This window comes from Mesorhizobium sp. NZP2298, assembly GCF_013170825.1.
In the GTDB taxonomy this organism is placed as follows: domain Bacteria; phylum Pseudomonadota; class Alphaproteobacteria; order Rhizobiales; family Rhizobiaceae; genus Mesorhizobium.
In genome coordinates this window covers 13488-27436 of sequence record NZ_CP033365.1, presented here as the reverse complement: position 1 = coordinate 27436, position 13949 = coordinate 13488, and the positions used below count along the sequence as shown (strand labels likewise).

At 63.0% G+C, this 13949-nt stretch carries 12 protein-coding genes; 11 read left to right on the top strand and 1 reads right to left on the bottom strand.

Annotation, left to right across the window (positions count from 1 at the left end):
- The first annotated feature begins 70 nt into the window (after window positions 1-70).
- The gene (metK, locus tag EB231_RS00130) at window positions 71-1336 is read left to right on the top strand and encodes a methionine adenosyltransferase (RefSeq protein WP_140775500.1); all 1266 of its coding nucleotides are present in this window, start codon (window positions 71-73) and stop codon (window positions 1334-1336) included.
- 26 nt (window positions 1337-1362) lie between these two features.
- Window positions 1363-2064 carry a tRNA (guanine(46)-N(7))-methyltransferase TrmB gene (gene trmB, locus EB231_RS00125; protein WP_172347068.1) on the top strand — a complete coding sequence of 234 codons (702 nt, stop codon included), beginning with the start codon at window positions 1363-1365 and terminating at the stop codon, window positions 2062-2064.
- 26 nt (window positions 2065-2090) lie between these two features.
- Here the strand turns inward: trmB and EB231_RS00120 are convergent, their stop codons facing one another.
- Window positions 2091-2255 carry a hypothetical protein gene (locus EB231_RS00120; protein WP_140775498.1) on the bottom strand — a complete coding sequence of 55 codons (165 nt, stop codon included), beginning with the start codon at window positions 2253-2255 and terminating at the stop codon, window positions 2091-2093.
- 291 nt (window positions 2256-2546) lie between these two features.
- Between EB231_RS00120 and rimP the strand changes: the two genes are divergently transcribed.
- The 9 genes from rimP (at window position 2547) to pnp (ending at window position 13862) form a co-directional block, all read left to right on the top strand.
- Window positions 2547-3194: a ribosome maturation factor RimP gene (gene rimP / locus EB231_RS00115; RefSeq protein WP_172347067.1), complete on the top strand. Its 648-nt coding sequence runs from the start codon at window positions 2547-2549 to the stop codon at window positions 3192-3194.
- A gap of 49 nt (window positions 3195-3243) precedes the next feature.
- Window positions 3244-4839, top strand: a complete 1596-nt coding sequence (nusA, locus tag EB231_RS00110; RefSeq protein ID WP_172347066.1) for a transcription termination factor NusA — start codon at window positions 3244-3246, stop codon at window positions 4837-4839.
- 38 nt (window positions 4840-4877) lie between these two features.
- Window positions 4878-5528, top strand: coding sequence for an RNA-binding protein (locus EB231_RS00105; protein WP_172347065.1), 651 nt, complete (start codon window positions 4878-4880; stop codon window positions 5526-5528).
- The gene (gene infB, locus EB231_RS00100) at window positions 5525-8107 is read left to right on the top strand and encodes a translation initiation factor IF-2 (protein WP_172347064.1); all 2583 of its coding nucleotides are present in this window, start codon (window positions 5525-5527) and stop codon (window positions 8105-8107) included. The genes EB231_RS00105 and infB overlap by 4 nt, the downstream gene beginning before the upstream one ends.
- Before the next feature lie 125 nt (window positions 8108-8232).
- Window positions 8233-8685: a 30S ribosome-binding factor RbfA gene (rbfA, locus tag EB231_RS00095; RefSeq protein WP_172347063.1), complete on the top strand. Its 453-nt coding sequence runs from the start codon at window positions 8233-8235 to the stop codon at window positions 8683-8685.
- A complete protein-coding gene (truB, locus tag EB231_RS00090) occupies window positions 8685-9662 on the top strand; it encodes a tRNA pseudouridine(55) synthase TruB (protein ID WP_172347062.1) in 978 nt (325 codons plus the stop codon). Before rbfA ends, truB begins: the two co-directional genes overlap by 1 nt.
- A 98-nt stretch (window positions 9663-9760) precedes the next feature.
- Complete coding sequence (corA, locus tag EB231_RS00085; protein ID WP_172347061.1) at window positions 9761-10855, top strand: magnesium/cobalt transporter CorA; 1095 nt, start codon at window positions 9761-9763, stop codon at window positions 10853-10855.
- A 78-nt stretch (window positions 10856-10933) separates the two neighbouring features.
- Window positions 10934-11308: a 30S ribosomal protein S15 gene (gene rpsO, locus EB231_RS00080; RefSeq protein ID WP_281411427.1), complete on the top strand. Its 375-nt coding sequence runs from the start codon at window positions 10934-10936 to the stop codon at window positions 11306-11308.
- 406 nt (window positions 11309-11714) lie between these two features.
- A complete protein-coding gene (gene pnp, locus EB231_RS00075; RefSeq protein WP_172347060.1) occupies window positions 11715-13862 on the top strand; it encodes a polyribonucleotide nucleotidyltransferase in 2148 nt (715 codons plus the stop codon).
- Window positions 13863-13949 lie beyond the last annotated feature (87 nt).

Here is a 13949-nt window from a genome sequence, read left to right as displayed (position 1 = left end):
GCTTTGCCCCGCTAACACGTGGCGCGCCAAAATCGGCAGCCTGCCGATCGTTTTTCAAGAGGGGACACCCGTGACGCGGCAGAATTACTTCTTTACCTCGGAGTCCGTTGCCGAGGGCCATCCCGACAAAGTCTGTGACCGGATCTCCGACGAAATTGTCGATCTGGTTTATCGTGAGGCCAAGAAGACCGGCATGGACCCATGGAAAGTGCGTGTCGCCTGCGAGACGCTGGCGACCACCAACCGTGTCGTCATCGCCGGCGAAGTGCGCGTCCCCGAGACGCTGCTGAAGAAGGACAAGGCAGGCAATATCCTCAAGGACGCGGCCGGTCACCCGGTCGTGAATCCGGCGAAGTTCAAATCCGTCGCCCGCAAGGCGATCCGCGAGATCGGCTACGAGCAGGCCGGCTTCCACTGGAAGACAGCCAAGATCGAGGTTCTCCTGCACGGCCAGTCGCCGGATATCGGCCAGGGCGTCGACAACGCCGCCGACCGCCAGGGCGAGGAAGGTGCCGGCGACCAGGGCATCATGTTCGGCTATGCCTGCCGCGAGACACCGGACCTGATGCCGGCGCCGATCTACTACAGCCACAAGATCCTCGAATTGCTGGCCGCCGCCCGTCACGAAAACAACGGCGAGGCCGGCAAGCTCGGACCGGACGCCAAGAGCCAGGTCACCGTCCGCTACATCGACGGCAAGGCCGCCGAGGCAACGCAGATCGTGCTGTCGACACAGCATCTCGATGCGACCTGGGATTCCAAGAAAGTCCGCAAGGTCGTCGAACCCTATATCCGCGAGGCGCTTGGTGATCTCAAGATTGCCGACGATTGCATGTGGTACATCAACCCGACCGGCAAGTTCGTCATCGGCGGCCCGGACGGTGATGCCGGCCTCACCGGCCGCAAGATCATCGTCGACACCTATGGCGGCGCGGCACCGCATGGCGGCGGCGCGTTCTCCGGCAAGGATACCACCAAGGTCGACCGTTCGGCCGCCTATGCGGCGCGCTACCTGGCCAAGAATGTCGTGGCGGCGAAGCTTGCCGACCGCTGCACCATCCAGCTTTCCTACGCCATTGGTGTGGCCCAGCCGCTGTCGGTCTACGTCGACCTGCACGGTACCGGCAAGGTCGACGAGGCAAAGCTCGAGGAAGCGCTGCGCAGCGTGATGGACCTGTCACCATCCGGCATCCGCCGGCATCTCGACCTCAACAAGCCGATCTACGCCAAGACGTCGTCCTACGGTCATTTCGGCCGCAAGGCCGGCCGTGACGGGTCTTTCTCCTGGGAGAAGACCGATCTCGCCAAGGCGCTCAAGGATGCTGTCGCGGCCTGAGCCGCGACAGACCTCGCGCCAACCAGATGAGCCCTGAAAACAGGCCAAGCCGTACGACCGAAGCCTTCTTCGGTCGTCGACGCGGCAAGCCCGTTCGCCCGCAGCAGGCGGCGGCCCTGGAAAGCGGGCTAGGCGCCTACCGGCTCGATCTGACGGCCGAAGCGCCGTCGGATCTGCGCACTCTGTTTGCGGCGGATATTTCGGCGGTTCGGCTCGAAATCGGCTTTGGCGGCGGCGAGCATCTTCTGCATCGCGCAATCGAGACGCCGACGGTCGGCTTCATCGGTGTGGAGCCGTTCGTCAACGGCATGGCCAAGATGATGATGGCGGTGCGGGCGAGGCCGCTGGCCAATCTCAGGGTTTACGACGATGATGCCACCCGCCTGCTTGACTGGTTGCCCCCGGCCTCGCTCGACGGCATAGACCTTCTCTATCCCGATCCCTGGCCGAAGAAGAAGCATTGGAAGCGGCGTTTCGTCAGCCCGGTCAATCTTGACCGTTTCGCCCATGTGCTGAAGCCGGGTTCAAAATTCCGCTTCGCGTCAGACATCGATACGTATGTCAACTGGACCTTGCTTCATTGTCGGGCGCATGGCGCCTTCGCATGGCAGGCTACGGAAGCGGCGGATTGGCATCGCCCTTACGATGGTTGGCCAGGCACGCGTTACGAGGCGAAGGCCATTCGCGAGGGCCGCCCACCGGCCTATCTGACTTTTATCAGGAAATAAGTGTCACGGCGCCTCCCGCCGGATTTTCAGAAACGACCGATCCGGTTGAAGACAGCCGGATCCATGCCAAGCTTGCGCAGGTCGTCAGCGCGCGGCTTGCGGCCGGCTTCCACGGCGCGCGATGCGGCCACCGCGCTGCCGAACGTCGTGAATAGATCGCCTATGGCGGAAAAAATCTTACGGTTGCTCATGGTCGTGCCCTTTCGCGTCTGCGAAATCTCTCTGAATTTGTGCGATGCACTATAGATGGGGATGCGGCATCAAGGCTCACAGAGGTGCGGCTGCATGGAGGCCATGCGTCCGACGCAACGCTGGCGCGGCGGCGTGACACCTCGTCGGTTTGCCACGGCGGGCTTGAAACACGGGCAGTGTTCGTTTATATCAGCCTCAAATTCTTGGTCGGTATGACGAAGAGTGGGTCCACCCGGTCCCGCTCTTTTTTATTACCTGCCGATAGGTTTGAAACGAACGACAGGTAATTGATGACTGCGACGGCAAGCGAAGGTGACGACCGCATCATCCGCGAAAGCGGCATCGATGCGCGCATCGCGCTGATCATTCAGCCGGTGCTGCGCGGCATCGGCTTTCGTCTGGTGCGTGTGCGTCTGTCCGGCCAGAACGGGCTGACGCTGCAGGTCATGGCCGAGCGCGAGGACGGCACCATGACCGTCGAGGATTGCGAAGAGGTCAGCCGCGCGGTGTCGCCGGCGCTCGATGTCGATGATCCGATCGAGAAAGCATACCATCTCGAAGTTTCCTCTCCCGGCATCGACCGGCCGCTGGTCCGCAAGTCGGATTTCACGGCGTGGACCGGCCATCTGGTGAAGATGGAGACATCGGTCGTCGTCGCCGATCGCAAGCGTTTCAAGGGCAAGATTGCCGAGGCCGGCGAAAATGACGTGCTGATCGAGCGCGACAAGGCGGCCTATGGCGAGGAGCCGACGGTGCGTGTGCCTTACGACACGATCGCCGAGGCACGCCTGGTCCTGACCGACGACCTCATCCGCGACGCGTTGTCGAAGGACAACAGGGCGCGCAAGGAAGCCAAGAAACGACGCGGCGAGCCGGACGACGACGTGCCAGAGGGTGCGGAAGCGGACGCTACGGAAGAACACGAACAGGAAAGTTGATTGAGCTGCCGGGCGAGAAGGTCCGGCAAACAGGCTCGGGAGAAAAAACATGGTTGTAAGCGCCAACAGACTTGAACTGCTCCAGATTGCCGACGCGGTCGCGCGTGAAAAGTCGATCGACAAGTCGATCGTTATCGCCGCCATGGCCGATGCGATCCAGAAGGCGGCGCGTTCGCGTTATGGCCAGGAGACCAACATCCGCGCCGACATCAACCCGAACACCGGCGAGATGAAGCTGCAGCGGCTGATGGAAGTGGTCGAAAAGGTCGACGACTATGCCACGCAGATCGCCATTTCCTCGGCCCGTGAGCGCAATCCCGACGCCCAGCTCGGCGATTTCATCGCCGAACAGCTGCCGCCGATGGATTTCGGCCGCATCGCCGCCCAGTCGGCCAAGCAGGTCATCGTGCAGAAGGTGCGCGAGGCCGAGCGCGACCGTCAGTACGACGAATACAAGGACCGCATCGGCGAGATCGTCAACGGCACCGTCAAGCGCGTCGAGTATGGTAACGTCATCGTCGATCTCGGCCGTGGCGAGGCCATCATCCGCCGCGACGAGCTGATCCCGCGCGAAAACTACAAGTATGGCGACCGCGTCCGCGCCTATGTCTACGATGTGCGCCGCGAGCAGCGCGGTCCGCAGATCTTCCTGTCGCGCACGCATCCGCAGTTCATGGCCAAGCTCTTCACCATGGAAGTGCCGGAAATCTATGACGGCATCATCGAGATCAAGTCGGTTGCCCGCGATCCGGGCTCGCGCGCCAAGATCGCCGTCATCTCGCGTGACAGCTCGATCGATCCGGTCGGCGCCTGCGTCGGCATGCGCGGCAGCCGTGTCCAGGCCGTCGTCGGCGAACTGCAGGGCGAGAAGATCGACATCATTCCGTGGTCGCCCTCGGCCGCCTCCTTCATCGTCAATGCGCTGCAGCCGGCGGAAGTCGCCAAGGTTGTGCTCGACGAGGACGCCGAGCGCATCGAAGTGGTGGTTCCCGACGATCAGCTGTCGCTGGCCATCGGCCGCCGCGGCCAGAACGTGCGTCTCGCCTCGCAGCTCACCGGCTGGGATATCGATATCCTGACCGAGGCCGAGGAGTCCGAGCGCCGCCAGAAGGAATTCGTCGAGCGCTCGGCGCTGTTCATGGAAGCCCTCGATGTCGACGAGATGGTCGGCCAGGTGCTGGCCTCCGAAGGCTTCACCAGCGTCGAGGAAGTCGCCTATGTCGACGCCGGCGAGATCGCCTCGATCGACGGCTTCGACGACGACACCGCTTCCGAAATCCAGACCCGTGCTCGCGAATATCTCGAAAAGATCGAGGCCGAGCATGACGAGAAGCGCAAGGCGCTGGGTGTCTCGGACGAACTGCGCGAAATCCCCGGCATCACCACCGCCATGATGGTGACGCTCGGCGAGGACGGCGTGAAGACGATCGAGGATTTCGCCGGCTATGCCGCTGACGACCTGACCGGCTGGAAGGAACGCAAGGACGGCGAGACAAAAGTCTATCCGGGCGTGCTGGCCAATCACGGCGTTTCGCGCGCCGATGCCGAGCAGATGGTGCTCAATGCCCGCCTCAAGGCCGGCTGGATCACCGAAGACGAGCTTGCGGCCGAAGAAGCATCGGCTGACGAAGCCGTTGGTGCGTGAGGTGAAACCGCATCGCACAGAACCCGCCCCAGGACGAGATGAACGATCGCACCTGCATCGTCACCCGCAAGCAGGCCGAACCGGATGATCTGATCCGGTTCGTCGTCGGCCCGGATTCGGCCGTCGTTCCCGATCTCAAGAGAAATCTGCCCGGCCGTGGTTGCTGGGTGAGCGCCGACCGCCTACATATCGACAAGGCGGCGGCCAAGAACCTTTTTGCCCGCGCCTTCAAGGCACAGGTGGTTGTGCCGCCGGATCTTGGCGGCATGGTCGACGGACTGCTCTCCAGATCCGCGCTGGGCATGCTGGGTCTCGCCCGCAAGGCAGGCGCGATCGCTCTCGGTGCTACCAAGGTCGAGAGTGCCGTGCGTGGCGGGCTGGCGCTTTTCGTGCTCCACGCGACCGAGGCGTCCGACGATGGCGTACGCAAGATCAGCCAGGCGCGGCGAGCGACCGTCCATATCGGCGGCCCCTCCATCCTTGCCTACAAACTTTTCTCCGAGGCCGAGTTGAGCTTGGCATTGGGGGGTACAAATGTGATACATGCTGCCGTCCTCGCGGGAGACGCGGGTAAGGCGGTCCAGAAGCGCATGGTTGCGCTCGACCGGTATCGGGGCGGTACCCCGGACGATCTGGCAATGCTTGCGGCCGTTGCTGACGAAGATGAGGCCGCAGAGGATATGGAATGAGCGATACGAAATCGGGCGACGACAAGACGTTGAGTGTTACACCCAAGAAGACCTTGACGCTGAAGCGCCCCGGCATGGAACAGGGCACCGTGCGCCAGAACTTCTCGCATGGCCGTACCAAGTCGGTCGTGGTCGAGACCAAGAAGCGCAAATTCTCCCTGCCCGGCGACAAGCCGGAGCCGGTTGCCGCTGCCCCTGTGCCTGTCTTCGCGCCGAAGCCGCCGGTCGCGGCAGCGCCTGTCGTGCAGGAAGCGCCCAAGGCACCGCCTCCGCCTCCGCCGCCAGCTCCTGTCGAGCGCAGCGGCATGGTGCTGAACGAATTGTCGCGCAGTGAAATGGAAGCCCGCCGCAGGGCGCTTGAAGGGTCCAAGGTCCGCGAGGTCGAAGACCGTCAGCGCGCCGCCGAGGAAGCCAAGCGCCGCGCCGAGGACGAAGAGCGCCGCAAGCGGGAACGCGAGGAATCCGCGCGCCGCCAGGCCGAGGAAGAGGCACGGTTGCAGACCGAGGCCGAATCGCGCCGTCGCGCCGAGGAAGAGGCACGCCGCCGCGCGCCGCAGGCCGCGGAACTGGCAACCGTCGACGAAGAGGAAGAGGTCAAGCCGAAGCGGACCGGCGCCGGTGCGCCGGTACGTCGCCTGGTCACGCCCGAAGTGGCGCGTCCGGCCAAGCCGACCAAGGGCGAGGAAGATCGTCGCCGTGGCAAGCTGACACTGAATTCCGCGCTTTCCGACGAGGATGCGCGGGCCCGTTCGCTGTCGTCGATGCGTCGCCGCCAGGAGAAGTTCAAGCGCGCGATGCACAATGAGCCGCGCGAGAAAGTCATGCGCGAAGTGATCCTGCCCGAGACCATCACCATCCAGGAACTGGCGCAGCGCATGTCCGAACGTGCGGTCGATGTGGTCAAGTTCTTCATGAAGCAGGGCCAGATCCTGAAGCCGGGCGACGTCATCGACGCCGATACGGCCGAGCTGGTCGCCACCGAATTCGGCCACACAGTCCGCCGCGTCGCCGAGTCCGACATCGAGGAAGGCCTGTTCAACATCGCCGATCGTCCGGAAGACCTCGTGTCGCGTCCGCCTGTGGTGACCATCATGGGCCACGTCGACCACGGCAAGACGTCGCTGCTCGATGCGATCCGCAATGCCAATGTCGTCTCCGGCGAGGCCGGCGGCATCACCCAGCATATCGGTGCCTATCAGGTCGAGAAGAATGGTCAGAAGATCACCTTCATCGACACGCCCGGCCACGCCGCCTTCACGGCGATGCGTGCCCGCGGCGCCCAGGCCACCGACATTGCCATCCTGGTGGTGGCGGCCGACGACAGCGTGATGCCGCAGACGATCGAATCGATCAGCCATGCCAAGGCGGCCGGCGTTCCGATCATCGTGGCGATCAACAAGATCGACAAGCATGACGCCGATCCGCAGAAGGTGCGCTCGGAACTGCTGCGCCATGAGGTCTTCGTCGAATCCATGGGTGGTGAAGTGCTGGACGTCGAAGTGTCGGCGACCAAGGGCACCAATCTCGACAAGCTGCTCGAGGCGATCCTGCTGCAGGCCGAAATCCTCGACCTGAAGGCCAATCCGGACCGTACCGCCGAGGGCGTCGTCATCGAGGCGCAGCTCGACAAGGGCCGTGGCCCCGTCGCCACCGTGCTGGTGCAGACCGGAACCTTGATGCCGGGCGACATCCTCGTCGCCGGCAACGAATGGGGCCGGGTGCGCGCTCTGGTCAACGATCGCGGCGAGCAGATCAAGGAAGCGCCGCCGGCTATGCCGGTCGAGGTGCTCGGCCTTCAGGGCACGCCACAGGCTGGCGATCGCTTCGCGGTCGTCAACAACGAGGCCCGCGCCCGCGAGATCACCGAGTATCGCCAGCGTCTGGCGCGCGAGAAGGCGGTGGCCAGGCATGCCGGCCAGCGTGGCTCGCTCGAACAGATGATGTCGCAGTTGCAGACGAGCGGGCTGAAGGAATTCCCGCTGGTCATCAAGGGCGACGTTCAGGGTTCGATCGAGGCGATCAACGCCGCACTGGACAAGCTCGGCACCGACGAGGTGCGTGCGCGCATCGTCCATGCCGGCGCCGGCGCCATCACCGAAAGCGACGTCTCGCTGGCGGAGACTTCGGGTGCTGCGATCATCGGCTTCAACGTTCGCGCCAACGTGCAGGCGCGCGCCGCGGCCGCGGCCGCGGGCATCGAGATCCGCTACTACTCGATCATCTATAACCTCGTGGATGATGTGAAGGCGGCTCTGTCGGGCCTGCTGTCGCCGGAGCGTCGCGAGACCTTCATCGGCAATGCCGAGATCCTCGAAATCTTCGACATCACCAAGGTCGGCAAGATCGCCGGCTGCCGTGTCACCGAAGGCAAGGTCGAGCGCGGCGCGGGCGTACGCCTGATCCGCGACAACGTCGTCATCCACGAAGGCACGCTGAAGACGCTGAAGCGCTTCAAGGACGAGGTTTCGGAAGTCCCCGGCGGCCAGGAGTGCGGCATGGCCTTCCAGAACTACGAGGACATGCGCGTTGGCGACATCATCGAGTGCTTCCGCGTCGAGATGGTGACCCGGACGCTCTGAGTTCGCGTGACTTGCGGTGCCGGGCGGTGGTCGAAAGACCGCCGCCCAAAGCCTTTTGAGAATGACCCATTTGAGACATGCGGCACGGTCCTACTCCGCGCCTCACGCTTTCAGGATTGAGAAAAATGCCCCGTTCCACCACATCCGGCCCATCCCAGCGCATGCTGCGCGTCGCCGAGCAGGTGCGCCATGCGCTGTCTGAAACATTGCAACGCGGCGAGATCATCGATCCGCTGATCGAGAACACCGTCATTTCGGTGTCGGAAGTGCGTATGTCCACCGATCTGAGGGTCGCTACCGCGTTCGTTTCGCCACTCGGTGCCAAGGATACCGATGCGGTAGTCGAGGCGCTGAACAAGCATGCGAAATTCGTCCGTGGCCGTGTCTCGGGCGCCCTGCGGCAGATGAAATTCATGCCGGAGTTCCGCTTCAAGCTCGACACCTCCTTCGACAATTTCGCCAGGATCAACGATCTCCTGAAGTCGCCCGAGGTGGCGCGGGATCTGGGTGCCGAAGGCCAAAACGATGACGACAAGGACAAAGACATCAAGGCCAAAGACGACAAGGACAGCGAATAATGGCGCGCCGCGGCAAGAAGAAGGGCCGGCCGGTCTCCGGCTGGGTGGTGCTCGACAAGCCGGTCGGCATGGGCTCGACCGAGGCTGTCTCCAAGATCAAGTGGCTGTTCCAGGCAGAGAAGGCCGGCCATGCCGGCACGCTCGATCCGCTGGCTTCCGGCATGCTGCCGATCGCGCTCGGCGAAGCCACCAAGACCGTGCCTTACGTGCAGGACGGCGCCAAGATCTATCGCTTCACCGTCGCCTGGGGCGATGAGCGCTCCACCGACGATCTCGAAGGGCCGGTGACGAAGAGCTCCGACCTGCGTCCGGCGGAAGCCGAGGTGAAGGCGTTGCTAGCGAAATACACCGGTGTCATCATGCAGACGCCGCCGCAATTCTCGGCCATCAAGATATCAGGCGAACGCGCCTATGACCTTGCCCGCGAGGGCGAGACGGTCGACATTCCCCCGCGCGAGATCGAGATTGGTCGTCTGGACATCATCGAGCACCATGCTGATCGCACGGTTTTCGAGGTCGAATGCGGCAAGGGCACCTATGTACGCTCGCTGGCCCGCGACATGGGCCGCGACCTTGGCTGCTTCGGCCATATTTCCGACCTGCGCCGGGTCGAGGTCGAGCCGTTCACGCAAGAGGATTTCGTCACCATCGCCGAGCTCGAGGCGGCTCGCTTCGGAGCACGAGGTGAGGACAAACCGGAGCCCGCCGACGGCGCGGAGCCGATAGAGATCCCCGTCGACTTCGATGCCATCGATGCGCTTCTTGTCGACACATCGGCCGCTCTCGACTGCTTGCCGCAGATCGCCATCAGCGATGACGCGGCGACCAAGATCCGTCTCGGCAATCCAGTCATCATTCGCGGCCGCGATGCGCCGGTGGAGGCCGAAGAGGCCTGCGCGACGGCGCGCGGCAAGCTGGTGGCCATCGGTGCGATCGAACAGGGCATGTTCAAGCCCAAGCGGGTCTTTGCCGGCTGACGGCTGAAGCAATTCCAGGAAAAGTGTGAAACGGTTTTCTGTTCGAAATTGCGAGAACAAGGTTCTAACTTCACGTCGACTCTACGCTCGAGGGGCACATGGCAAAAGCCGAGGCGGTGAAAAAGCGGGCGCCGGTGAAGACAAGGCGGCCGCCGGTCGGCGCCTCGCCGGGTACGCTGATCGCCGATCCGGCGGCGCGGCGCTCCGAATTGCGGCTGACCTTGATCTCGCCGCAGAAGTTCAAGACCATCGACAATGCCAGCATCGCCGACGTCGAGGCGAATTGCCGGAAATGGCCGGTGATCTGGCTCGACTGCACCGGCCTCGCCAACATCGGGCTGATCGAGGAGATCGGCCGCATCTTCAGCCTTCATCCGCTGGCGCTGGAGGATGTCGTCAACACCGGCCAGCGGCCGAAGGTCGACTTCTTCGAGGATCATGCCTTCGTCGTCGTGCGCATGATCGACGATGTCACCTCGCATCGCTACGAACAGATCGCTCTCTTCCTCGGCGAGAACTTCGTCGTCACCTTCCAGGAGCGGGAGGGCGATCCGTTCGACCCGGTGCGCAAGCGCATCGAGAGTTCGGCGCCCAACCGGTTGCGGACCCGCGGCGCCGACTATCTGGCCTACGCGCTTATCGACGCTATCGTAGACAGCTATTTTCCGCCGATCGAGGGGGCCGGCGATCTGGTCGACAGCATCGAGGATGAGATGCTGCATTCGCCGCACAAGCATCAGATGCGGCAGTTGCACGAATTGCGGCGCGACGCCAATGTGCTGAAGGGCGTGCTGTGGCCGATGCGCGATGCGTTGGCGACGCTGATCCGCAACGAAGTGCCCTATGTCAGAGCCGAGACCAAGGTCTTCCTCAATGACACGCTCGACCATTCGCTCAGGCTGATCGAACTCGTCGAGACCCAGCGCGACATGCTGACCGGCCTGATCGAGATGCATCTGTCCCTGAGCCAGGCGCGCACCAACGACGTCATCAGCTATCTCACCATCGTTTCGGTCATCTTCATGCCTCTCACCTTCCTGGTCGGTGTCTGGGGCATGAATTTCGATCCCGAGAGCTCGCCGTGGAACATGCCGGAGTTGAAGGCCTATTACGGCTATCCGGAAGCGCTCCTGTTCATGGCTGTTATCGCGGTCGGCCTGATTGCGTTCTTCAAATGGAAGAAATGGCTTTGACTGCGCCGAAACTTGCCATTTGGGGCTGAAAAGCCGGCTTGGTGAATTGGGCTGGTGTTTTGCCGGGAATTGCACTATATGCGCCGCAGCATAGCGCCACGACGCTTTGCTCGCACCGGCCCCTGCTGGACGACATCCCGGCTGAGGGCGACCCGTTTCCTCAAACAGATAAGGAAAAACACGATGTCGATTACTGCCGAGCGCAAGAAGGAATTGATGGGTGAATTCGCTACCGCCAAGGGCGATACCGGTTCTCCGGAAGTCCAGGTGGCCATCCTTTCCGAGCGCATCAAGAACCTGACCGACCATTTCAAGGACCACAAGAAGGATAACCATTCCCGCCGTGGTCTGCTCGCTCTCGTGTCCCAGCGCCGCAGCCTGCTTGATTATCTCAAGCGCAAGGACGACGCGCGCTATCAGACACTGATCGAGAAGCTCGGTCTGCGCCGTTGACGAATTGACCGGCGGGCTCCTTCAAGGAGTCCGCCGGTCGCGCATTCGAGCCCGGGCCAACCCGATCTCGGATGCAGGACTGGAGCGCCGCGCACCCTTCCGGATGCCGGCCGGGCGCTCCAAAAGTTGAATTTGCGCATGACGCGTTCCGTAAGCCGTGGGTTTCGGGGTTGTGCGCAGGCCAGTCGATCGATTGGCCATATCCGGCTTCGAGCGCGCAGAGGGCCACTCGAAGCCACCCATGGACGGTCATGGGGCAGGATTGCAGGACGCTCGTAAGGCCACCGCGCCGATGAAACCCGAGCCTCCCGTTGTCTTGCCCGTGGCTGCCCGAGAAAGGAAGCAGAGGAAAGGGCACCCGCGCACGCTGAAACGGCGCGGCCTTTCCTCATACAAAGGACAAGACATGTTCAATCAACACAAAGTAGAAATCGAATGGGGCGGTCGCCCGCTCATCCTCGAAACCGGCAAGATCGCGCGCCAGGCTGACGGCGCTGTGCTTGCCACCTACGGCGAGACCAAGGTTCTGGCCACCGTCGTTTCGATGAAGGAGCCCAAGCCCGGCCTGGATTTCTTTCCGCTGACCGTCAATTACCAGGAAAAGACCTACGCCGCCGGCAAGATCCCGGGCGGCTATTTCAAGCGTGAAGGCCGTCCGAGCGAAAAGGAAACGCTGGTTTCGCGCCTCATCGACCGCCCGATCCGTCCGCTCTTCGCCGACGGCTACAAGAACGATACCCAGATCGTCGTCACGGTCGTCCAGCATGACCTCGAGAACGATCCGGACATCCTGTCGATCGTTGCCACCTCGGCCGCGCTGACCCTGTCGGGCGTTCCCTTCATGGGTCCGGTCGGCGGCGCGCGCGTCGGCTACATCAACGGCGAGTACGTTCTCAACCCGCACATCGACGAGATGCAGGAATCCAAGCTCGACCTCGTTGTCGCCGGCACCGCCGACGCCGTGCTGATGGTTGAGTCGGAAGCCAAGGAACTTGGCGAAGAGCTGATGCTCGGCGCTGTCATGTTCGGCCACAAGGGCTTCCAGCCGGTTATCGATGCCATCATCAAGCTGGCCGAAGTTGCCGCCAAGGAGCCACGGGACTTCACCGCGCCTGACTATTCCGCGCTCGAAGGCGAAATGCTGAACATCGTCGGCGACGAGCTTCGCGAAGCCTACAAGATCACCGACAAGCAGAAGCGCTATGCCGCCGTCGACGCCGTCAAGGCCAAGGTCAAGGCCGCGTTCGCTCCGGCCGAAGGCGAAGAGCCCAAATACACTTCCGAGCAGATCGGTTCCGTGTTCAAGGAACTCCAGGCCAAGGTCGTGCGCTGGAACATCCTCGACACCGGCTCGCGCATCGATGGCCGCGACCTGAAGACGGTCCGCAAGATCGTTTCCGAAGTCGGCGTGCTGCCGCGCACCCATGGTTCGGCGCTGTTCACTCGCGGCGAGACCCAGGCGCTGGTCGTTGCCACGCTCGGCACTGGCGAAGACGAACAGTATGTCGATTCGCTGACCGGCATGTACAAGGAGAAGTTCCTCCTTCACTACAACTTCCCTCCCTATTCCGTCGGCGAGACCGGCCGCATGGGTTCGCCGGGCCGTCGCGAAATCGGCCACGGCAAGCTCGCCTGGCGCGCCATCCGGCCGATGCTGCCGAGCGCTGACCAGTTCCCCTACACGCTGCGCGTCGTCTCGGAGATCACCGAGTCCAACGGCTCGTCGTCGATGGCAACCGTCTGCGGCACCTCGCTTGCGCTGATGGATGCCGGCGTGCCGCTGGCCAAGCCCGTTGCCGGTATCGCCATGGGCCTGATCAAGGAAGGCGAGCGCTTCGCGGTTCTGTCCGACATCCTGGGTGACGAAGATCACCTCGGCGACATGGACTTCAAGGTCGCCGGCACCGCCAACGGCATCACCTCGCTGCAGATGGACATCAAGATCGAGGGCATCACCGAGGAGATCATGAAGATCGCGCTGGACCAGGCCAAGGATGGCCGCCAGCATATCCTCGGCGAAATGGCGCATGCCCTGACCGGCGCCCGCGCCGAACTCGGCGAGTTCGCGCCGCGCATCGAGGTCATGCATATTCCGACCGACAAGATCCGCGACGTCATCGGCTCGGGCGGCAAGGTCATCCGCGAGATCGTCGAGAAGACCGGCGCCAAGATCAACATCGAGGACGACGGCACGGTGAAGATCGCTTCCTCCAACGCCAAGGAGATCGAGGCGGCGAAGAAATGGATCCACACCATCGTCGCCGAGCCGGAAGTCGGCGAGATCTACGAAGGCACGGTCGTCAAGACCGCCGACTTCGGCGCTTTCGTCAATTTCTTTGGTCCCCGCGATGGTCTCGTCCACATCTCGCAGCTCGCCAATGACCGCGTTGCCAAGACCTCGGATGTCGTCAAGGAAGGCGATAAGGTCTGGGTCAAGCTGATGGGCTTCGACGAGCGCGGCAAGGTCCGCCTGTCGATGAAGGTTGTCGACCAGGCCACCGGCAAGGAAATCGTGCGCGAAAAGAAGGCCGAAGGCGAAGAAGACGCAGCCTGAGCAAACTGACCGACAATCGGAGCGGGCGCGGCTTATGTCGCGCCCGTTTTCGTTTGGCGCAATTCCAGGAAAGTGCGTAGTGCTTTC